The organism is Streptomyces sp. NPDC000878 (genome assembly GCF_053599695.1).
On record NZ_JBSFMT010000081.1, the window covers coordinates 13261 to 33079 of the forward strand.

Genomic DNA, 19819 nt, shown 5'->3' on the forward strand with positions numbered 1-19819 from the left:
CTGACGGTTAATCAGGTGGGCGAAAGGTTCGGGGGTACGGGGAATGGGAGCCGGCAAGCGGATTTGGGTCGCGGCAGCCGTGGGACTGGTCTGCGCGGTCACCGTCCTGGGCGGAGCGGGAAGCGCGTTCGCGGCTCCGGCACCGACCCCGACGCCCACACCGACCCCGAGTGTGACGCTGCCGCCGAACAAGGACCTGGAAGCCGTACGCAAGCGGCTGGAGAAGCTCTACCACGACGCCGCGGTCGCCACGGACGCGTACAACGCGGCGGAGGAGGAGACCGAGCGCCAGTCCACCGAGATCGTCGAGCTGGCCCGGGAGATCGTCAAGGGGCAGGAGCGGCTGGCCGAGCTGAAGGACCGCGCGGGTGCCGCGGCCCGCTCCCAATACCGCTCCGGAGGCCTGCCGCCGGAGGCGCGGCTGTGGCTCAGCGACGATCCGCAGGCCTGGCTGGAGGGTGTCAGCCGGGTCCGCCAGGGCCAGAAGGCGACCACGGGCCTGCTCGCCGAAATGACCCGCACCCAGCAGGACCTGGAGCAGTACGCGCAGGACGCCTCGGCCCAGTGGACGAAGCTGGAGGCGAGCCGGAAGGCCAAGGCCGCCGCCCAGAAGACGGTCAAGCAGCAGATCGCGGCGGCCGAGAAGCTGGAGTCCGAGCTGGAGAAGGAGGAGAAGGAACGCCTCGCGGAGCTGGAGCGCGAGGCCGCCTACAAGGCGCAGACGTCCTGGCTCAGCTCCGGCATCCTCGACGACATCGACGGCACGGCGACGGCGCAGGGCAAGAAGGCGGTGGAGTTCGCGACGGCCCAGATAGGCAAGCCGTACGTGTGGGGCGCCGAGGGCCCGGACTCGTTCGACTGCTCGGGCATGACCCAGGCGGCCTGGGCGGCGGCCGGGATCAGCATCCCGCGCACCTCGCAGCAGCAGTGGGCGCAGCTTCCCCGTGTCGACATCGAGGACATGCGGCCCGGCGACCTGATCGTCTACTTCGACGACGCGAGCCACATCGCGATGTACGTGGGCGACGGCGCGATGGTGCACGCCCCGCGCCCTGGACGGACGGTGACGATCGCGGGGGCGGGGTCCATGCCGATACTCGGGGTGGTCCGGCCCAACTGAGCCGGCGAAACTCGGGGGGCGACCCAACTGAGCCCGCGAACCCTCACGTACGGCACTTTTCCCGCCGTACGTCACATTCCGTACGGCGCGTGACCCGCCCCACGTGACCCACCGCACCCGTCGGCACCCTCAACCCCTCCGGTGGACGTGACATTCGTCATCCCCAGACGGGCAACCCCGTGCCCAAGTGCGTTACGGAACACGGCATATGACACCGGCGCCACCTCGCCGACGCGCCGCCACACCATTCCGTTCCGGCCCCGTCAACCGCTATGGTCCCGGTCGGTGGATCGAGACCCCTCGCCCATCGTGCCCTCGGGGGGAGGGAAGGAACCCACGACGATGCCCGTACCCGTACCGCGGCAGAGAGCTGTCCCGGCCGTGGAGAACGGTCAGGGGCAGGCTCCGGCCGTGCCCGGAGGTACGCCCTCCGCAGGCGCCCCCGGTGCCGTCGGCACTCCCGGCCCCGGTGTCCCTTCCGGCAGCGAAGCGACCCCGCGCAAGCAGCCGACGCCCGGCCCGGACGCCGCAGGCGCCACCGGGATCAGCACCGGGACCGCGGCCGGGACCGCCCCCGGCACGCATCTGACCCTGCTGCTGATCCAGGACGACCCGGGCGGCTCGCCCGTCGTGCCCGAGCTGCTCGACGCCTCGGGCAAGCCGATCCGGATCCGTACGGCCCGCAACCTCACCGAGGCCGAGCGGCTGCTCACCGACGACGTCCACTGCATCCTGCTGGACCTCGCGCTGCCCGCGCCCCCGACTCCCCCGAACACTGACGACGGCAACGACGACGAGCTGGCGGTGCTCAAGCACGTCCTGCGGCTCGCGCCCCGGCACGCCGTCCTCGCGCTCACCGCCTCCGGCGACGCCGAGCGCGGCGCGGAGGCGGTGCGCGTCGGCGCCCAGGACTATCTCTTCCGCGATGAGCTGGACGGCCGGCTGCTGAGCCGCGCGATCCGCTACGCGGTGGAGAGGAAACGTTCCGACAGGGCCGAGCGCCGGCTCACCGAGTCCCGGCTGCGGGCCCAGGAGAACGCCCGCCTCGAACGCGGTCTGCTCCCCACCCCGCTCCTCGACGGCTCCTCGCTGCGCTTCGCCGCCCGCTACCGCCCCGGCCGCTCCCGCGCGCTGCTCGGCGGCGACTTCTACGACACGGTCCGTACGCCCGACGGCACGGTCCACGTGATGATCGGCGACGTGTGCGGGCACGGTCCGGACGAGGCGGCGCTCGGCGTGGAACTGCGCATCGCGTGGCGGGCGCTGACGTTGGCGGGCCTGTGCGGGGACGCGCTGCTGGGCACGCTCCAGCAGGTCCTGGAGCACGAACGCGAGAACGACGAGATCTTCGCGACGCTGTGCACGGTCGACATCGCGCCGGACGGCCGCAGCGCGGGCCTGTGCCTGGCCGGCCACCCGGCCCCGCTGCTGGTACGCCCGGCGCCCGTACCTTCGGGGTCTTCGGGGTCTTCGGGGCCTTCGGAATCCGCTGTGGCGGAACTGCTGCCGTACGACAACAACGGCCCGGCGCTGGGGCTGCTGCCGGGGGCGCGCTGGCCCCGTACGCAGGTGCGGTTGGGGGCCGAGTGGACGCTGATGCTCTACACGGACGGCCTGATCGAGGGCCATGTCGGCGAGGGCCGGGAACGGCTCGGCCAGGACGGCATGGTGGCGATGATCCGCCGCCAGCTGGCCCAGGGCCTACGCGGCGAGAAGCTCCTGCGGGCGGCCGTGAGCGAGGTGCGCAGACTGAACGGCGGGGAGCTGACGGACGACCTGGCGGTACTGCTGCTGGACCGCGTGGCGTAGGTCATGTCACGCGGGTGAGCGGGCCGGTGGGGGTGCTGGTGGGGGGGGTCAGCGACCGCCGTTGTAGGGCCCGTACGGACCGTCGCTGCTGGAGCCGCCGCCCTTGCGGCTGCGGCCACCGCCCGGGAGACCGCGCAGGGCCGGTCGTACGTCGACCATGTACACGATCGTCGCGACCAGGCCGATGATCGGCAGGAACGACAGGATGTTGAAGATCAGGTTCACCACGAAGGCGAGCGCGAGGATGATCAGCCAGAAGGGCTTGGTCTTCTTGTCCGCCGCCCGGTAGGCGTCCTCGCGGCGCACGGCTGCGTCGATCAGCGCGAAGCCGCTGAAAACGATCAGGGCCACGCTCAACAGCCACATGAACCCTGCGAACCCCTGCATCAGCACAACGTCCACCACCAAGCTCGGTCAGTTCTTATCGTATTTGCGGTCACCGTACCCGTCTCCGCAAACCCGCTACCCGAAGAACGGGCCGGGCACGCATGGAGTGCCCGACCCGTCCCCGTACACACGGTTTCACCCGTTCGGCTCTGCCCACTTGGGCTCTGCCTACTTGGCGGGCGGAGTCGTCTTCTTGGCGGCCGGCTTGCGGGCCGGGGCCTTCTTCGCGGCGGGCTTCTTCGCCGGGGCGGGCGTGGTCTTGGCCTCGGCGGGAGCGGGGGCGGCGGCCGGGGCGGGCGTCGTCTCCTCGGTCGCCACCTTGACCTCGACCGACTCGGCCTTCGGCTCGACGGCGATGGCCAGTTCCTCGATCTCCTCGGCGGCGTCGCCACGCCAGGTCTTCACGGCCTGCTCGCCGTGCTCGGCGACCTTCTCGTACGTCTCGCGCGCCTTCACGGCGTACTCGGCGGCGACGCCGACACCGCGCAGGGCGAGGTCCGAGGCGCTCTCGCCGAGCTTCTTCAGGTCGGCGTCGATGGTCGAGCCGAGCTTCTTCAGATCGCCGTCCAGCGTGCCGATGAACTCGCCGACCTTGGACTGGATGCTCTCCTGCGCCTCCTTGGCACGGAGGGCGGCCTTCTCCTGCGCCTCCTTGGCGCGAGCGGCGGCCTTCTCCTGAACCGCCTTCGGGTCGGTGCCGCGTACGGCCTCGATCCGGGCCGGCGCCTCGGCACGCAGCTGCTCGACCAGTCCGGGCACCTTCTTGGCCTGCTGAAGGGCGAGGTCGGCGGTGCCGGCGGCGAAGTAGAACGGGGTGGGGTCGCTGAAGGTCTTGCGCAGGTCGTCGGTGATGGCCATGGTGATGGTCCTCCCGGGTTGCTTGGGGCTGAGGGTTTTGGACTGCGGCGAACGTGGGCCGGTCCAGCGTGCGTCGACTACGTCTGCGTCAACTGCATCAACTGGCCGTCTGTTGCGGGTCGGCATCGCTGCCGGTGCCTATGTGTTCGCCTGCATCTGCATCTGCGTCGGCACCAGTACCCGCGCCCGTCTCCGTACCCGCGTCCGTATCCGCGTCGACACCCGGAACGTCCGGCACAAGGACGTCCGTCGAGGCCGGCGCGCTGTCCGGATCGGCGATCTCGAACCCGTTCTCCTTGCGGAAGGACTCGTAGATCTGCAGCAGCACCTGCTTCTGCCGTTCGTTGAGCGTGGGATCGGCGAGGATGACGGCACGCGTCTCCACGTCGACCCGGTCACGCTCGGCGTCAAGGATGCCGGCCCGCACGTACAACGTCTCGGCGGAGATCCGCAGCGCCTTGGCGACCTGCTGCAACACCTCCGCGCTCGGCTTGCGCAGCCCGCGCTCGATCTGACTCAGATACGGATTGGACACCCCGGCGGCATCAGCGAGCTGCCTGAGAGACAGCTGCGCGGTGCGCCGCTGTTCACGCAGATACTCACCAAGATTGCCGACGTTGAGCGATGCCATGCGTCTAGCTTGCCGCACCCGCGCTAACTATTGCAAGCAGGCGCTTGCAAAAGTGCGCTACGCCACTGTGGCTGGGCGATCTACGATCCCCGGTCATTGTCCGTTCTCAGCAGATGTGGCGAGTCCCAGTGGTTCTGGCGAACGACCTGGCGGAGTCCCGGCGAAGCCGGCCGGCTTGTACGGTCCACCGCATGGTTGACGAGTTCGATGTGGCTCAAGCTCTGCGCGGCGGGATACCCGACAGGGCGCGAGCATGGGCCTTCGTTCGCGACTTTGCCGCAGTGTGGGCGGAGCCGCTCGCCGATGGCGCTGGTACGCGGGCGGAGGAGTTGGAGCGAGCCGACGAGGCGCTGGGGCTCCCGCTACCGACCGCGTTGCGCGAGGCGTACTCACTTCTCGGGACGCGTCACGACCTCACCGGCAACCAGGACCCGCTGCTGCACCCCTCTGAGCTGTTCGTGCACGACGAGTTCGGTGGAGTCCTCGTCTTCCGCAGCGAGAACCAGGGATGCGCTTTCTGGGGAGTACGACTGCGGGACCTCGGTCAGGACGATCCACCGGTGTTCGTCCGGTCGCGGGATGGTTGGGTCCGCTTCCTGGAGCGGGTCTCCCTGGCCTGCGTCGAACTCGTACTCAGCGAGACGCTGCTTGGCAGCGAAGGACGGCTCTACAACGCCTGTGAACTTCCCGCCGGACCGATCCGAGATATGTGTCAAGGTCAACCCGGAGACTGCACAGCGGGAGTGAGGACGGTCATATGCGCATCGGAGAGCTGGAGAAGCTGACGGACACGCCGGCGCGGTCTTTGCGGTACTACGAGGCGCAGGGACTGATCGTTCCGCAGCGGCTGGCCAACGGATACCGCGACTACGACGACTACCTGGTCGACCGGGTGATTCAGATCCGCGGACTGATCGACAGCGGAATCCCCACCCGGATCATCAAGCAGATCCTGCCGTGCCTCGACAAGCCCCGCGAGATCGTTGTCGAGGATGCCGACCCGGAACTGCTGGTGGTCCTCGCACGCGAGCGTGACCGGATGACGGCCCGCATCCACTGCCTCACCCAGAACCGCGACGCCATCGACGGCTACATGAATGCCGTCGACGAAGCGACCACGTAACGCAGCACCACCGGCGCCGCGTAGATCCAAGTCGCCACACGCCCCGGGCACGGGAAGTCTCGCTCATGCCTGCGTGGATCCGGCAGGAGTTCTCTGTCGGATCCGGAGCTCAGGGCTCTTCCACGGCTGGGACTGCCATCGACTTCAGCGCCCCGCTGCTCGGCAGCTGCTGGTGCGGCGCCATCACAGGACCGGCGTACGGGCTATCTGCCCGTTTCTTTTCACCGGCGCCGGTGCCATTGACCGGGCCGGGGCGGGGCGGGTTACTGGATCAAGACGGCCGGTGAAGAAGTCCTGCAGCGTCGACCCTGGCATTCCCCCGGGGAGTACCTGACCTGCCTCTCTGCGGGATGCGCGGCCTCCCGTTTGACCTTGACACTGGTGTCAATGTTTGACCCTGGGGTGACGCACGTACGACACGACCTCGCGGCGTGTCCGCGATGGTCCTCTGAACGGAGCTCCCCTCATGTCCGGCACAAATCGACTCAGTGTCATCCGGCAGTCGCCTTCCTACTGGCGCGTCGTCATCGACAATCCCCCGTTCAACCTCTTCGACCCGGAGATGTTCGCGGAACTGAACGTCCTGATGGACGAGATCGAGCGCGACACCGATCTCAAGGTCGTTGTTTTCGAGAGCGGAGACGAGGACTTCTTCGTCAACCACCACGATGTTGCGCGCGGTCACGGGGCGGCGGACCAGCCGGGTGGCGCGTCGTTCGACCACTGGCCGACCTTTGTGACCCGGCTCGCACAGTCTTCCGTGCTCAGCGTGGCAAAGGTGCGCGGCCGTGCCCGGGCGCAGGGGTTCGAATTCGCCCTTGCCTGCGACATCCGCTTCGCATCCAGGGAACGGGCGGTGTTCTCACTGATCGAGGTCGCCGGCTCCTCCATTCCGGGCGGCGGCGGCGTCGAATGGCTCGCCGCTCTGATCGGACGCTCGCGAACCCTCGAAGTCGTCCTCGGCGCGGACGACTTCGGCGCGGACATCGCCGAACGCTACGGCTGGGTCAACCGATCCGTTCCCGACAGTGAACTCGATGCCTTCGTCGACGCCTTCGCCGAGCGCGTGAGCCGCTTCGAGAAGCGCGCGCTGGAGGTCGGCAAGAAGCTGGTCAACGCGCGCGCCGGCGTCCCCTCGGAAGGGGATCTCTGGGTCTCGAACCATGTGCTCGCCGGGGTGGATGCCTGGCCCGAAGCGCAGGCGATGATGCCGAAGCTGAACGCCGCCGGCTTCAGCACGGACAAGGACTTCGAGTTGAACATGGCTGAGCGTCTTGGCGGTCTTCCCTCCGAATGACCGGGGCCTGGGCGACCGGGCAAGGTGAGCGGCAGCCCTGCCGACGACCGTTCGTCGACTGCGGCTCAGGGCGGTAGTAGCCCCGGACAGTGGGTACTTCGCCCACTGCCCGGGCGCCGTGACGACCACGCTCGATGACCCTTTCTCGACGCCGGCTCACCTCCGTGGGCTCCGTGAATATCTCGCTGGTCTGCTGCTGCCGAGAGGCCCCGATACCCCCGCCGGGATGCCGAATGAGCCTCTCTCGCCAGCATCTGGATCACCGGCATCCTCATCGACCGGCACCTGCGCCCGCTCGTCCTCACCAGCTTCACCTTGTTCGTCCTCTTGTTCGTCCTCTTGTTCGTCCTCGCGACACTGGGGCCGGCAGTCCTCGCCGAATCGCCCTCGCCGTGGCCGTCGCCGCACGCCGGCACGGCTTTCCCAACAGCTCCAGGCGCCGCGACCGCGAGCCGGCCGGGTGAGCCACCGCCGGGCCACGCCGGGAACGTCGCCCAGGAACACACAGACCATCAGGTAGCACAGGGCTTGAGAGCCAAGCCCCTACACGTGAAGGAGCAGGGCATGGGTGAGCAGGTAATCCGGGTCGGGATCATCGGGGCTGGCGGCTGGGCCGGCTACGGGCACATCCCGGCGTTGCGGACGCTTCCGGAGTTCGAGGTGGTCGCCGTGTCGGCGCGCCGGAAGGAGTCGGCGCAGCAGGCGGCCGAGAGGTTCGGCATCCCGCACGCCTACGGTGACGCCCACGACCTGATCAAGGACCCCGACGTCGACCTCGTGGCCGTGCTGACCCCGACCTCGCAGCGTGTGCCGCTCGTGAAGGCTGCCATCGAGGCCGGAAAGGACGTCTACAGCGAGTGGCCGCTCACCACCCGCACCTCGGACTCGGAGGAGCTGCTCTCGCTGGCCGAGGCGAAGGGCGTACGGCACATTGTCGGCCTCCAGCGCCGTCAGGGGCCGGCCGCCCGCTACGCACGGGACCTGGTGGCGCGGGGGTACGTGGGGGACGTGCGGGCCGCCCGGATCTCGGTCGGTGTGGACGCGTTCCCGCCCGTCATGCCGGAGAAGGTCGCCTGGACCTTCGACGTGGACGCCTTCACCCACGTGCTGTCCATCTACGGCGGCCACTTCCTCGACGTGCTGTTCCAGATCGTCGGACCCCCCAAGGACCTCACCGCACTCGTCGAGACCCAGTTCCCCGAGCTCACCGTCGAGGAGACCGGCAGGACTGTTTCCTCGGCCAAGCCCGACGAGGTCATGGCCATCGGCACCCTGGAGAACGGCGGCCTGTTCTCGGTCCAGCTGGAGGGCGCCCAGAAGTTCCCGACGGGCCTGCGGATCGACATCACCGGCACCGAGGGCGTCCTGCGCCTCACCAACGACCGCGCCTTTGAGAACACCGAGGACAACACCGTCCACGGCGTCAACGCGGACAGCGGCAACGGGCCCGCCCTTACGGTGCTGCCCGTCCCCGAGGAGTACCGGTCCCTCCCGGACACCTCTCTCGACGAGAGCGTCCAGGACCTGGCCCACCTGTACGCCGCGTTCGCCCGCGACAGGGCCAACGGCACCACCGAGGCCACCACGTTCGCCGACGCCGTACGACAGCACCACCTGATCGACCGGATCCAGCAGTCGTCGGAGAGGTTCCCGGAGTAGGGAGAAAGCTGATCCGCGGCGCCTCAGCCTTGTGGGACCGCACATCCGTCGGGCCCGCAGGCGCTGCCGGAGGCTTCGCTGCCGATGACCTTCAGCGGCGACCGGTTCCCCCATGCCTGCGCGAGGGCCTGGCCGAACACCTCGGGGGGCTGGGCGCCGGAGACGCCGTACGTCCGGTCGATCACGACGAACGGCACCCCGGTCGCCCCCAGTTCGGCCCCCGCGCGCTCGTCGGCGCGCACGTCGTCGGCGTAGGCGTCCGGGCCGCCGAGATCAGCGGCAACGCCGTCCGTGATCTCGCGGTCCTCTGCAAGCGGGAGATGCTGCCCTGGGACGAGTGGGGCCGGATGACCGAGGCCTACGAGGGCAGGACCGGCCCCGACTACGACCAGCTCGTCGACACCGTCGCCGAGGCGTGTCTCGGCGAGGATCCGGCCGCCCTGGCCGGTCTGTTCGCCCACCCGGACCTCGCGGTTCCGCACCACATGACGTCATGACCACATGACCACATGATCGGCTGACACCCGGGACAACCCCGGCCCCGCCCGGGCCAAGAGCCCGCCTGCGGTCAGCCGGTGGCCAGGAGCTCGAGCGTGTCGATCACTCGGTTCGAGAAGCCCCACTCGTTGTCGTACCAGGCGACCACCTTGATGTGGCGGCCCTCTACGCGGGTGAGCGCCGAGTCGAAGATCGACGAGGCGGGGTTGCCCACGATGTCGGAGGAGACCAGGGGGTCCTCCGAGTATTCGAGGACGCCGGCCAGCGGGCCCTCCGCCGCCGTGCGGTATGCCGCCAGCACGTCGTCGCGTGTCACGTCGCGGGCGACGGTCGTGTTGAGTTCGACGATCGAGCCCACCGGCACGGGTACGCGGATCGAGTCGCCCGACAGCTTGCCGTCGAGGTTCGGCAGCACCAGGCCGATCGCCTTGGCGGCGCCGGTCGTGGTCGGCACGATGTTGACGCCGGCGGCGCGGGCGCGACGGGCGTCGCGGTGCGGACCGTCCTGGAGGTTCTGCTCCTGCGTGTAGGCGTGCACCGTCGTCATGAACGCGTGCTCGATACCGGCGAGGTCGTCGAGGACCTTGGCCAGCGGCGCGAGCGCGTTCGTCGTGCAGGAGGCGTTCGAGACGATCGTGTGCACGGCCGGGTCGTAGGCGTCCGTGTTGACCCCGAACGCGAGCGTGACGTCGGCGCCGTCCGACGGCGCGCTGACGAGCACCTTGCGCGCGCCCGCGTCAAGGTGGGCGCGGGCGGCCTTGGCCGAGGTGAAGCGGCCGGTGGCCTCCAGGACGATGTCGACGCCGAGTTCGGCCCACGGCAGCTGTGCCGGCTCGCGCTCGGCCAGCACCTTGATCCGGCGGCCGTCGACGACGAGGGTGTCCCCGTCGACGGTCACCGGGCGCCCGAGGCGGCCGGCCGTGCTGTCGAAGGCGAGCAGCCGGGCGAGAGTGGCGGGCTCGGTGAGGTCGTTGACGGCGACGATCTCCAGGGCGCTGTCGCGCTCCAGCAGGGCGCGCAGCACATTGCGTCCGATGCGGCCGAATCCGTTGATGGCGATGCGAGTCATGAGTGAGGTCCCTTCCCTTCCCCACCAGGGTCGTCTGCGCCTCGCGCCCCTGACAGTGGCGGGATCGCCACGGTTCGAAAGGATCCCGCCAGGCCCGCCATGCCGTACCTGGGCCGGTCACTCGCCCCGGGTGAAGGTGCGCCGGTACTCGCTCGGAGTCGTGCCGAGGATGCGCTGGAAGTGCAGACGCAGGTTCGCGCCGGTGCCGAGTCCGGTGTCGGCGGCGATCTGTTCGACGCCGCGCTCCGAGCGCTCCAGCAGTTCGCGGGCCAGGTCGATACGGGCCCGCATCACCCACTGCATCGGCGTGCAGCCGGTCTCCTCGACGAAGCGCCGGGAGAACGTACGCGGCGAGACCCCCGCCTGCCGCGCCAGTATGTCGAGGGTGAGGGGCTCGCCGAGCCGGTGCAGCGCCCACTCGCGGGTGGCGGCGAACCGCTCCCCGAGCGGCTCGGGGACGCTGCGCGGTACGTACTGGGCCTGGCCGCCGCTGCGGTAGGGGGCCGCGACCAGCCGCCGGGCCGCGTGGTTGGACGCGGCCACGCCGAGGTCGCCGCGCAGGATGTGCAGGCACAGGTCGATGCCGGAGGCGGCGCCGGCCGAGGTGAGCACGCTGCCCTCGTCGACGAACAGCACGTTCTCGTCGACCCGGACGAGCGGATGCCTGGCCGCGAGTGCCCGCGTGTAGTGCCAGTGCGTCGTGGCGCGCCTGCCGTCGAGCAGGCCCGTGGCGGCGAGCGCGAAGGCGCCCGTCGAGATGGCGGCGAGCCGCGCGCCCCGGTCGTGGGCGGCGATCAACGCGTCGACGACGGCTCGCGGCGGGTCGTCACGGTCCGGGAACCGGTAGCCGGGGACGAACACGATGTCGGCCCACGCGAGCGCGTCGAGGCCGTGGGTGACTGAGTACGCGAGGCCGTCGCCGCCGGTCACGAGACCGGGCGTCGCCCCGCACACCCGCACCTCGTACGGCATGCTCGCGCGGGTCGTGAAGACCTGCGCCGGAATTCCGACATCGAGCGGCTTCGCACCCTCGAGCACAAGGACGGCGACGCGATGCGGGCGGGGTGCGGGCACGGGAAGAGGTTACGTGCACTCCTCCCCAGCTAGCCCCGGCGGCAGATGCAGAAGGGATGACCGGCCGGGTCGGTGAGGACCCGTGCCCTGGTGGGGTCGTGCGGCTGGTGGTCCGGTCTGCCCGCGCCCAGTTCCAGCAGTCGGGTCTCGGCCTCGTCCAGGTCCGGTACGTCGAAGCACATGTGCGCCTGCTGGGGGACGGTCTGGTCGGGCCACTGCGGAGCCCGGTAGCCGTCGACCCGTTGGAAACCGAGGAGGAGTCCGTCCTCGCGGGTGAGGCCCGCGAACTCGGCGTCCGACTTCGGGTGGGGTTGGAAGCCGGTGGCCTGCTGGTAGAAGGCAGCCAGGGCCAGCGGATCAGGGCAGTCGAGCGTGATCGCGGCCAACTTCATCTTCATCTTCATCGTCATCTTCGTCTGCAGGGTCATGGCACCTCCGGGCCGAACCACTTCGCCAGCCGGTCGAGCAGTTCCCACTGGTCCGAACCGGCCCAGGCCACATACCCGTCCGGCCGCAACAGTACGGCGGGCACGGCCAGTTGGGACACTTCCCGGCCGTCGTCGACGACGTGGTCGACACGGTCCGCCCAGCCCGCCGTCGAGAGGCCGCCCGTCCGGTCGAGGAGGAGGCCGCGGCCGGTGCGCATCCGCTCGTACAGGCGTCCCTGCTTCAGTGGTACGTCGCGCAGGCGGCGGCCGAGCAGTTCGTGGCCCTCGCCGAGGTCGTAGTGGACGCCGATCGCGGTGATCTTCTCGATCAGGTGGCGGTTGACGTCCTCGAAGTCCATCAGTTCCGACAGGAGCCGGCGCACCGAGCGCGGGCCCGGCTCGGCGGACAGGAGCAGCATCTGTGCGCGGGTGTTGTCCAGTACGTCGGCGGCCACCGGGTGCCGTTCGGCGTGGTAGCTGTCCAGCAGGTCGGCCGGGGCCCGGCCGCGCACCTCGGCGGCCAGTTTCCAGCCGAGGTTGAACGCGTCCTGGATGCCGAGGTTGAGGCCCTGCCCGCCGACCGGCGGGTGGATGTGCGCCGCGTCGCCGGCCAGCAGGACCCGGCCGGTGCGGTAGCGCTCGGCCTGGCGGGTGGCGTCGCCGAAGCGGGAGAGCCAGCGCGGGGAGTGCACGCCGAAGTCGGTACCGGCGTACGTCCGCAGCTGTTGCCTGACCTCGTCGAGGGTCGGCGGCACCGTGCGGTCCTCGGCCACCCCCTCCGCCGGTACGACGACTCGGTACGCCCCGTCCCCGAGGGGCCCGAGGCCGAATCCCCGGTGGGTCTCGCGCACCTCGGCCACCACGGCAGCCACTGTCTCCGCCTCGACATCCACCTGCATCTCGCCGATCAGCGTCTCCACCCGGGCGGACTCGCCGGGGAAGCCGACGCCGAGCAGTTTGCGCACGGTGCTCCGGCCGCCGTCGCAGCCGACGAGATAGCGCGAGCGCAGCCGCGTACCGTCGGCGAGTTCCGCCGTGACCCCTCCGTCAGCCCCGCCGTCGACTCCGTCGTCCCCCTCGGTCTGGCTCAGCCCAACCAGCTCGCAGCCTCGCCGGATCTCGGCACCGACGTCGACGGCGTGCTCGTACAGGAGGCGGTCGGTGAGGGTCTGCGGGATGCCGAGTACGTAGGGATGCGCGGTGTCGAGGGCGGGTGCGGGCTTGGTGATGCCGGCGAAGAAACCGGCGCCGACCGGGTACCGCTTGCCGTGTTCGAGGAACCGTTCGAGCAGGCCGCGCTGGTCCATCACCTCGATGCTGCGTACGTGCAGACCGAGCGAGCGGACGACCGGGGTCGGCTCCAGGTCCCGCTCCAGCACGACCACGCGCACATCGTGCAGGCGCAGTTCGGCGGCCAGCATGAGGCCGGTGGGCCCGCCGCCGACCACGATCACGTCAACATCAACGTCAATCACGAAAACCCCCACATCCCCATGTGACGACTACTGGACGATCCGGTGCGCCGACCGCTCGTACGCCCGCAGTTTCTCGGGCGTCAGGATCCAGTACAGCCCGTCGATCCCGTCCGGTCCGACGGTGGCGCTCATCAGGGCGACGGCGGTCCCGTCCTGGGTGATCAGGAGGGCGGGGCCGCCGTTGGCCTCGACGATGCCGTAGTCGGCGCCGGGGAAGAACTTCTTGGAGAAGGCGGTGATCATGGCCACGCGTCCGGCGCCCAGGACCGCCAGCCGTGCCGCGCCGCGCATGCCGTTGCCGTCGGCGTAGGCGACGACGTCGGCCGACAGTACGTTCTCCAGCGCGGCGACGTCACCGTCCCGGGCCGCCGCGACGAAGGCTTCGAGCAGGCGCCGGTGCTCCGCCGTGTCGACGGGGGCGCGGCGCTCGGCGGCCAGCCGTTTGCGGGCCCGGCTGACGATCTGCCGGGTGTTGGCCTGGCCCAGCTGGAGCATGCCCGCGATCTCGTCGTACGGGTAGTCGAACGCCTCCCGGAGGACGTAGGCCGCCCGCTCGACGGGGTTCAGCTTCTCCAGGACCAGCAGTACGGCCAGCTCCAGCGCCTCGCCGCGCTCCGCGCCGACCTGTGGATCGACCCGGGTGTCCACGAACTCGGGCAGCCAGGGCCCGACGTACGCCTCCCGCCGGACCCGTGCCGACTGGGCCACGTTGATCGCGAGCCGGGTGGTCGTCTTCGCCAGGAACGCCCCGGGATCCAGCACCGCGCTCCGGTCGGCACCCTGCCAGCGCACCCACGCGTCCTGCACGACGTCCTCGGCCTCGGACACACTGCCGAGGACGCGATAGGCGATCCCGAACAGCCTCGGCCGCAGCCCCTGGAACACGCCCGCGGCAGCCTCCAGCTCGGCGTCCAGCCCCGTCAGCTGCTCCAGTTCCTCGGGCTGCTCCAGCTGGTCGCCGGTGAGCGGCCGTTCGTCGTCCATGGTGCCGATGCCTCCGCCTTCGCAGGTCAGGTGCCGTGCCGTGGCCGCAGCCAGTCGTGTTCCGGGGCGACTACGGCCCGCCTGCTCGATCCTCGCAGACCAGGACCGGCCCCCGTACCCCGGTGGTACGGTCGCCGCATGGACCCGCAGGAACTCGCCAACCTCGCGCATCTGCGTCGGGCACGGGATCTGATCGACCGGGAGTACGCGCGTCCGCTGGACGTGCCGACGATGGCCAGGCACGCGCTGATGTCGCCGGCGCACTTCTCGCGGCGGTTCCGGGCGGCCTATGGCGAGACTCCGTACAGCTATCTCATGACCCGGCGGATCGAGCGGGCGATGACGCTGCTGCGCGGCGGGATGAGCGTGACCGACGCGTGCATGACCGTCGGCTGTACCTCGCTCGGTTCGTTCAGCTCGCGGTTCACCGAGGTCGTGGGGGAGACGCCGAGCGCGTATCGCGGGCGGGCGCACGACGCGGTGACGGCGATGCCCGCGTGCGTGGCCAAGGTGTACACCCGGCCGAGCAGGAACCCCGTGCCGGGCGCGGATGCTGTATCGGACGCGGACGCTCCTCGTACGAGTGCTCCGAGCCCGGAAGCAGTGGCCGAAAACATGCCGAGCAGGATTCGAGAAGCGGGCCGTACGGCCGCCGCCTAGCGTGGTCGGCATGGACATCGCACTGCAGTACTGCCACATCACGGTCAACGACCCCGACGAGGCGCTCGCCTTCTACCGCGACGCGCTCGGCTTCGAGGTCCGCAACGACGTCGCCTCCGGCGGCTTCCGCTGGGTCACCCTGGGCAGCCCCGCACAGCCGGACCTCGAACTGGTCCTCTCCGAGCCGCACGCGGGCCGTTCCCCGGCCGACGGCGACGCCCTCCAGGAACTGCTCACCAAGGGCGTCATGCCCATGTTCGTCTTCCGCACCGACGATCTCGACGCCATGTTCGAGAAGGTACGGGCGTCCGGCGCCGAGGTGCTCCAGGAGCCCATGGACCAGCAGTGGGGCCCGCGCGACTGCGCGTTCCGCGACCCGTCCGGCAATCTCGTACGGATCTCGCAGAAGCCGAAGGGCTAGAGGCCAGAAGCCGAAGAGCTGGAAACACCTGCAAGAGACCGTAAGTATGTAAGAAAACCGGACGATACGGAGACCCGATGAGCAGGCCCCCGAAGTCGGCCCAGCAGCCGACCCCGCAGTCGGCCCAGCAGTCGGCCGCCGCGCCGCACAGTGCCGACAGTCATGACCTGATCCGTGTGTTCGGTGCGCGCGAGAACAACCTCAAGGACGTCAGCATCGAGCTGCCCAAGCGTCGGCTGACGGTGTTCACCGGTGTCTCCGGTTCCGGCAAGAGTTCCCTGGTGTTCGACACGATCGCCGCGGAGTCGCAGCGGCTGATCAACGAGACGTACAGCGCGTTCCTGCAAGGGTTCATGCCGACGCTGGCGCGGCCCGAGGTCGACGTGCTCGAAGGGCTGACGACGGCGATCATCGTCGACCAGCAGCGGCTGGGCTCCGACCCGCGCTCCACGGTCGGTACGGCCACCGACGCCAACGCGATGCTGCGCATCCTCTTCAGCCGGCTCGGGCAGCCGCACATCGGCCCGCCGAGCGCGTACTCCTTCAACACGGCGTCGGTCCGGGCGAGCGGCGGGATCACCGTCGACCGCGGCGCGGCCAAAACGAAAACCGTGAAGGCGACCTTCAACCGCACCGGCGGGATGTGCACGCGCTGCGAGGGCCGGGGCGCGGTCTCCGACATCGACCTCACCGAGCTGTACGACGACTCCAAGTCGATCGCCGAGGGCGCGTTCACCATCCCGGGGTGGAAGTCGGACAACGTCTGGACCGTCGGTATCTACGCCGAGTCCGGCTTCCTCGACCCGAACAAGCCGATCCGCCGCTACACCAAGAAGGAGATGCAGGACTTCCTCTACCGCGAGCCGACGAAGGTCAAGGTCAACGGCGTCAACCTCACCTACGAGGGCCTGATCCCCAAGATCCAGAAGTCGTTCCTGTCCAAGGACAAGGAGGCGATGCAGCCGCACATCCGTGCGTTCGTGGAGCGGGCGGTCACCTTCACCACCTGCCCCGACTGCGAGGGCACCCGGCTGAGCGAGGGCGCCCGGTCGTCGAAGATCGGCAAAATCAGCATCGGCGACGCCTGCGCGATGGAGATCCGGGACCTGACGGAATGGGTACGCGGCCTCAAGGACGCCTCGGTCGCCCCGCTGCTCACCGCGCTCCAGCACACGCTCGACTCGTTCGTGGAGATCGGCCTCGGCTATCTCTCGCTCGACCGCGCCTCGGGCACCCTCTCAGGCGGTGAGGCGCAGCGCGTCAAGATGATCCGCCATCTCGGCTCCTCCCTCACCGACATCACGTACGTGTTCGACGAGCCGACGATCGGGCTGCACCCGCACGACATCCAGCGCATGAACGACCTGCTGCTGCGGCTGCGCGACAAGGGCAACACCGTGCTCGTCGTGGAGCACAAGCCCGAGGTGATCGCGATCGCCGACCATGTCGTCGACCTCGGCCCGGGGGCGGGTACGGCGGGCGGCACGGTCTGTTTCGAGGGCACGGTGGAGGGCCTGCGGACCGGCGGCACGGTCACCGGCCGCCACTTCGACGACAGGTCCGCGCTGAAGGAGTCGGTACGGAAGCCCACGGGCACGCTGCCGATCCGGGGCGCGACGAAGCACAACCTCCAGGGCGTCGACGTGGACATCCCGCTCGGGGTGCTGTGTGTGGTGACGGGCGTAGCCGGGTCCGGCAAAAGCTCCCTCATCCACGGCTCACTGGTGGACGCCAAGGGCGCCGTCAGCGAGGGCGTGGTGTCGGTCGACCAGACCCCGATCCGCGGCTCCCGCCGCAGCAACCCGGCGACGTACACGGGACTCCTGGACCCGATCCGTACGGCGTTCGCCAAGGCCAACGGGGTGAAGCCGGCCCTCTTCAGCGCCAACTCGGAGGGCGCGTGCCCCACCTGCAACGGCGCCGGTGTCATCTACACGGACCTGGCGATGATGGCCGGGGTGGCGACGACCTGCGAGGACTGCGAGGGCAAGCGTTTCCAGCCGGCGGTGTTGGAGTACCACCTCGGTGGGCGTGACATCAGCGAGGTGCTCGCGATGTCGGTGACGGAGGCGGAGGAGTTCTTCGGCGCGGGCGACGCGCGTACGCCGGCCGCACACCGCGTCCTGGACCGCCTGGCCGACGTGGGCCTCGGCTACCTCAGCCTCGGCCAGCCGCTCACCACCCTGTCCGGCGGCGAACGCCAGCGCCTGAAGCTGGCCACGCACATGGGCGACAAGGGCGGCGTGTACGTCCTCGACGAACCGACGACCGGCCTCCACCTCGCCGACGTCGAACACCTCCTCGGCCTCCTCGACCGACTCGTCGACGCGGGCAAGTCGGTCATCGTCGTCGAACACCACCAGGCGGTCATGGCCCACGCCGACTGGATCATCGACCTCGGCCCGGGCGCGGGCCACGACGGCGGCCGAATCGTCTTCGAGGGCACCCCGGCGGACCTGGTGGCGGGACGGTCGACGCTGACGGGGGAGCACTTGGCGGGGTACGTGGGCGCGTGAGGGCGGCGCCGGGCGGGACAACGGGGGTGGGTCGCGCAGCCCGGCGCCAACAGGGGGCCGCTCTCGGCGGGACGGGAGCCGCCCCTAGCGGCACGCATGCCCGCAGCGAGGCGGGCCTGCTTTTAGGGGCGCGGGGAACTGCGCGCCCAGCCCCCACCGACCCGCAGACGAACGAATCGGGACGGACGGGGTTTTCAGGGGCGCGAGGAACTGCGCGCTCAGCGCAACCACTCCTCCACGACCATGAAGTCCGCGTCCCCCAGCCCATGCCGAGGATCGACCCGGTGCAACAGAGCCCGCCCCGGGTGATGTGCCGCCACCCAGCTCCGGTCGGCGCCGCCGATCTCGTCATCGAGCCAGACGAAGTCACGTCCGGCCGCCCACTCGACAAGAGGGCGGGTCTTCCAGTGCACGCCAGCCGCTCCAACTCCGGACCCTCCGAGCCCTCCGTGCGGGGCATCGGAGGCAGGGTCCGGCCAGGTCACCACCGGGAGGTCAGGCAGCCCCAGCCAAGGCGCAACGCACTCGTTCGCCTCCTCCATCCAGGTCGTGGCCCACACCAACTCGCAGCCCAGCGCCGCCAGTCGGGGCCCGAGCGCGGGGTCGATCCTGGGCAGCAGGGGATTCGCCTCGGCCGCCGGGAGTCGGGGTCGCCGGGCGGGCCTGTACGTCGGATAGCCGTCCGGATACTGCTCCGGCGTCCCGCCGAACGGGATCAGCGGTCCGTCGACATCCAGGAAGAGGAGGGGGACGGGACCGGGCAGGGCGGCGGAAAAGGAAAGGCTCGTCATCGTCCCCCCTTGATACCGTGATTCCCATGACTGCCGGGTCGGCCTTGTGCCGTGAGCGAGTTGGGTGCCCGGCCTCTGAGTGAGGTCGGGGTGGGCCAGGGGCCCGCCGGTTTCTGTGTTGGGTCCGTGACCGACAGAGAAACCACTCGCAGAGAAAGCAGAGCATGCCCAACGACTTCAACCAGCAGGTCATCGAAGAGTTCCGGGCCAACCACGGCCAGGTAGGCGGCTACTTCGAAGGCGCCCGGCTCCTTCTCCTCACCACCACCGGCGCCCGCACCGGAACCCCGCACACCACCCCCGTCGGCTACCTCCCCGACGACGGCGAGCGAGTCTTCGTCATCGCCTCGGCCGGCGGCTCCCCCAGGCATCCCGACTGGTACCGCAACATCCTCACCCACCCCCAAGTCACCGTCGAAACAGGCGTGTTCACCTACGAGGCCCGCGCAGTCGTCCTCGACCGCGACGAGCGCGACCGCGTGTTCGCGCGGGCCGTCGAGGCCGAGCCGGGGTGGGCCACGTACCAGGAGAAGACCGACCGGATCATCCCCGTGGTCGCCCTGTACGAGATCGCGCAGGGCGGACCGCCCCGCATCAACGCGTCCGGCATGGGCGAGGCCATCCAGGTCGTCCACGACGCCTTCCGGCGTGAACTCGCCCTCATACGGCACGAAATGCACGCCGCCAGCGGCAACACCGCACCCCTCGGCGCCCAGTTGCGCGCGAACTGCCTCACCTTCTGCGCGGGGCTGCACAATCACCACACCGGCGAGGACCTCGGCCTGTTCCCCTTCCTCGCCGACCGCCACCCGCAGTCGGCCCCCGCCCTGGAGCGCCTACGCACCGAGCACGAGCAGATCGCCGACCTCGTCGAGCAGTTGCGCAGGGCACTCGCCAGTGAGGATGTCGACCCCGCCGTCGTCCGGGCAGAAGTCGAGCGCCTCACCCTCGAACTCGAAGCCCATCTCACCTACGAGGAGGAGCAGTTGATCCCGCTGCTCTGAAAGTTCTGAGGTTCT

Annotated in this window: 19 protein-coding genes and 1 pseudogene; 10 read left to right on the forward strand and 10 right to left on the reverse strand. The window is 69.9% G+C overall.

Annotated features, from left to right (window positions below; translation table 11 throughout):
- Positions 1-43: 43 nt before the first annotated feature.
- Both ACWDR4_RS42245 and ACWDR4_RS42250 read left to right on the forward strand, forming a co-directional pair.
- Positions 44-1120, forward strand: a complete 1077-nt coding sequence (locus ACWDR4_RS42245; protein WP_450416509.1) for an NlpC/P60 family protein — start codon at positions 44-46, stop codon at positions 1118-1120.
- A 342-nt stretch (positions 1121-1462) separates the two neighbouring features.
- Positions 1463-2929, forward strand: coding sequence for a SpoIIE family protein phosphatase (locus ACWDR4_RS42250; RefSeq protein ID WP_450416511.1), 1467 nt, complete (start codon positions 1463-1465; stop codon positions 2927-2929).
- Between the two features lie 48 nt (positions 2930-2977).
- Here ACWDR4_RS42250 and ACWDR4_RS42255 read toward each other — a convergent pair whose 3' ends face one another.
- The 3 genes from ACWDR4_RS42255 to ACWDR4_RS42265 all read right to left on the reverse strand — a co-directional run bounded on the left by ACWDR4_RS42255 (position 2978) and on the right by ACWDR4_RS42265 (position 4805).
- The gene (locus ACWDR4_RS42255) at positions 2978-3316 is read right to left on the reverse strand and encodes a DUF2516 family protein (protein ID WP_450416512.1); all 339 of its coding nucleotides are present in this window, start codon (positions 3314-3316) and stop codon (positions 2978-2980) included.
- Between the two features lie 168 nt (positions 3317-3484).
- Positions 3485-4174 carry a hypothetical protein gene (locus tag ACWDR4_RS42260; RefSeq protein WP_450416514.1) on the reverse strand — a complete coding sequence of 230 codons (690 nt, stop codon included), beginning with the start codon at positions 4172-4174 and terminating at the stop codon, positions 3485-3487.
- A gap of 97 nt (positions 4175-4271) precedes the next feature.
- Positions 4272-4805 (reverse strand): helix-turn-helix domain-containing protein, encoded by a 534-nt coding sequence (locus tag ACWDR4_RS42265; RefSeq protein WP_450416516.1) that lies wholly within the window; start codon positions 4803-4805, stop codon positions 4272-4274.
- Positions 4806-4996: 191 nt separating this feature from the next.
- Between ACWDR4_RS42265 and ACWDR4_RS42270 the strand changes: the two genes are divergently transcribed.
- The 4 genes from ACWDR4_RS42270 to ACWDR4_RS42285 all read left to right on the forward strand — a co-directional run bounded on the left by ACWDR4_RS42270 (position 4997) and on the right by ACWDR4_RS42285 (position 8884).
- Positions 4997-5590 carry a hypothetical protein gene (locus ACWDR4_RS42270; protein ID WP_450416518.1) on the forward strand — a complete coding sequence of 198 codons (594 nt, stop codon included), beginning with the start codon at positions 4997-4999 and terminating at the stop codon, positions 5588-5590.
- Positions 5563-5928: a MerR family transcriptional regulator gene (locus ACWDR4_RS42275; RefSeq protein WP_450416519.1), complete on the forward strand. Its 366-nt coding sequence runs from the start codon at positions 5563-5565 to the stop codon at positions 5926-5928. Before ACWDR4_RS42270 ends, ACWDR4_RS42275 begins: the two co-directional genes overlap by 28 nt.
- Before the next feature lie 466 nt (positions 5929-6394).
- Positions 6395-7225 (forward strand): enoyl-CoA hydratase/isomerase family protein, encoded by an 831-nt coding sequence (locus ACWDR4_RS42280; RefSeq protein ID WP_450416521.1) that lies wholly within the window; start codon positions 6395-6397, stop codon positions 7223-7225.
- 564 nt (positions 7226-7789) lie between these two features.
- The gene (locus ACWDR4_RS42285; RefSeq protein WP_450416523.1) at positions 7790-8884 is read left to right on the forward strand and encodes a Gfo/Idh/MocA family protein; all 1095 of its coding nucleotides are present in this window, start codon (positions 7790-7792) and stop codon (positions 8882-8884) included.
- Between the two features lie 23 nt (positions 8885-8907).
- On the opposite strand, the pseudogene ACWDR4_RS42290 reads toward ACWDR4_RS42285, so the two are convergent.
- From ACWDR4_RS42290 to ACWDR4_RS42315, 6 genes and pseudogenes are all read right to left on the reverse strand, one after another.
- Positions 8908-9174 (reverse strand): annotated as a pseudogene (locus ACWDR4_RS42290) (DsbA family oxidoreductase); the annotation flags it as partial.
- A 278-nt stretch (positions 9175-9452) separates the two neighbouring features.
- A complete protein-coding gene (gene gap, locus ACWDR4_RS42295; RefSeq protein ID WP_450416524.1) occupies positions 9453-10451 on the reverse strand; it encodes a type I glyceraldehyde-3-phosphate dehydrogenase in 999 nt (332 codons plus the stop codon).
- A 117-nt stretch (positions 10452-10568) separates the two neighbouring features.
- On the reverse strand, positions 10569-11525 hold the full coding sequence (locus tag ACWDR4_RS42300; RefSeq protein ID WP_450416525.1) for a GlxA family transcriptional regulator: 957 nt from the start codon (positions 11523-11525) through the stop codon (positions 10569-10571).
- A 29-nt stretch (positions 11526-11554) separates the two neighbouring features.
- On the reverse strand, positions 11555-11929 hold the full coding sequence (locus ACWDR4_RS42305; protein ID WP_450416551.1) for a VOC family protein: 375 nt from the start codon (positions 11927-11929) through the stop codon (positions 11555-11557).
- Positions 11930-11949: 20 nt separating this feature from the next.
- Positions 11950-13428 (reverse strand): rifampin monooxygenase, encoded by a 1479-nt coding sequence (gene rox / locus ACWDR4_RS42310; protein ID WP_450416527.1) that lies wholly within the window; start codon positions 13426-13428, stop codon positions 11950-11952.
- Positions 13429-13455: 27 nt separating this feature from the next.
- Complete coding sequence (locus ACWDR4_RS42315) at positions 13456-14412, reverse strand: sigma-70 family RNA polymerase sigma factor (protein ID WP_450416528.1); 957 nt, start codon at positions 14410-14412, stop codon at positions 13456-13458.
- 138 nt (positions 14413-14550) lie between these two features.
- Between ACWDR4_RS42315 and ACWDR4_RS42320 the strand changes: the two genes are divergently transcribed.
- The 3 genes from ACWDR4_RS42320 to ACWDR4_RS42330 all read left to right on the forward strand — a co-directional run bounded on the left by ACWDR4_RS42320 (position 14551) and on the right by ACWDR4_RS42330 (position 18009).
- Positions 14551-15072 carry a helix-turn-helix transcriptional regulator gene (locus tag ACWDR4_RS42320; RefSeq protein WP_450416530.1) on the forward strand — a complete coding sequence of 174 codons (522 nt, stop codon included), beginning with the start codon at positions 14551-14553 and terminating at the stop codon, positions 15070-15072.
- 10 nt (positions 15073-15082) lie between these two features.
- On the forward strand, positions 15083-15493 hold the full coding sequence (locus ACWDR4_RS42325) for a VOC family protein (RefSeq protein ID WP_450416531.1): 411 nt from the start codon (positions 15083-15085) through the stop codon (positions 15491-15493).
- 77 nt (positions 15494-15570) lie between these two features.
- A complete protein-coding gene (locus ACWDR4_RS42330) occupies positions 15571-18009 on the forward strand; it encodes an ATP-binding cassette domain-containing protein (protein ID WP_450416533.1) in 2439 nt (812 codons plus the stop codon).
- A gap of 218 nt (positions 18010-18227) precedes the next feature.
- Here ACWDR4_RS42330 and ACWDR4_RS42335 read toward each other — a convergent pair whose 3' ends face one another.
- On the reverse strand, positions 18228-18800 hold the full coding sequence (locus tag ACWDR4_RS42335; protein ID WP_450416534.1) for an HAD domain-containing protein: 573 nt from the start codon (positions 18798-18800) through the stop codon (positions 18228-18230).
- 164 nt (positions 18801-18964) lie between these two features.
- On the opposite strand from ACWDR4_RS42335, the gene ACWDR4_RS42340 reads away from it, so the two are divergent.
- Positions 18965-19804 (forward strand): nitroreductase/quinone reductase family protein, encoded by an 840-nt coding sequence (locus ACWDR4_RS42340; protein WP_450416535.1) that lies wholly within the window; start codon positions 18965-18967, stop codon positions 19802-19804.
- The last annotated feature ends 15 nt before the right edge of the window (positions 19805-19819 follow it).

Bases quoted from the DNA above. Each gene is read 5' to 3' on its own strand.
- ACWDR4_RS42245 (WP_450416509.1), top strand. From the start codon at position 44: ATGGGAGCCGGCAAGCGGATTTGGGTCGCGGCAGCCGTGGGACTGGTC.
- ACWDR4_RS42250 (WP_450416511.1), top strand. From the start codon at position 1,463: ATGCCCGTACCCGTACCGCGGCAGAGAGCTGTCCCGGCCGTGGAGAAC.
- ACWDR4_RS42255 (WP_450416512.1), bottom strand. From the start codon at position 3,316: ATGCAGGGGTTCGCAGGGTTCATGTGGCTGTTGAGCGTGGCCCTGATC.
- ACWDR4_RS42260 (WP_450416514.1), bottom strand. From the start codon at position 4,174: ATGGCCATCACCGACGACCTGCGCAAGACCTTCAGCGACCCCACCCCG.
- ACWDR4_RS42265 (WP_450416516.1), bottom strand. From the start codon at position 4,805: ATGGCATCGCTCAACGTCGGCAATCTTGGTGAGTATCTGCGTGAACAG.
- ACWDR4_RS42270 (WP_450416518.1), top strand. From the start codon at position 4,997: ATGGTTGACGAGTTCGATGTGGCTCAAGCTCTGCGCGGCGGGATACCC.
- ACWDR4_RS42275 (WP_450416519.1), top strand. From the start codon at position 5,563: ATGCGCATCGGAGAGCTGGAGAAGCTGACGGACACGCCGGCGCGGTCT.
- ACWDR4_RS42280 (WP_450416521.1), top strand. From the start codon at position 6,395: ATGTCCGGCACAAATCGACTCAGTGTCATCCGGCAGTCGCCTTCCTAC.
- ACWDR4_RS42285 (WP_450416523.1), top strand. From the start codon at position 7,790: ATGGGTGAGCAGGTAATCCGGGTCGGGATCATCGGGGCTGGCGGCTGG.
- gap (WP_450416524.1), bottom strand. From the start codon at position 10,451: ATGACTCGCATCGCCATCAACGGATTCGGCCGCATCGGACGCAATGTG.
- ACWDR4_RS42305 (WP_450416551.1), bottom strand. From the start codon at position 11,929: ATGAAGATGAAGATGAAGTTGGCCGCGATCACGCTCGACTGCCCTGAT.
- ACWDR4_RS42315 (WP_450416528.1), bottom strand. From the start codon at position 14,412: ATGGACGACGAACGGCCGCTCACCGGCGACCAGCTGGAGCAGCCCGAG.
- ACWDR4_RS42320 (WP_450416530.1), top strand. From the start codon at position 14,551: ATGGACCCGCAGGAACTCGCCAACCTCGCGCATCTGCGTCGGGCACGG.
- ACWDR4_RS42325 (WP_450416531.1), top strand. From the start codon at position 15,083: ATGGACATCGCACTGCAGTACTGCCACATCACGGTCAACGACCCCGAC.
- ACWDR4_RS42330 (WP_450416533.1), top strand. From the start codon at position 15,571: ATGAGCAGGCCCCCGAAGTCGGCCCAGCAGCCGACCCCGCAGTCGGCC.
- ACWDR4_RS42335 (WP_450416534.1), bottom strand. From the start codon at position 18,800: ATGACGAGCCTTTCCTTTTCCGCCGCCCTGCCCGGTCCCGTCCCCCTC.
- ACWDR4_RS42340 (WP_450416535.1), top strand. From the start codon at position 18,965: ATGCCCAACGACTTCAACCAGCAGGTCATCGAAGAGTTCCGGGCCAAC.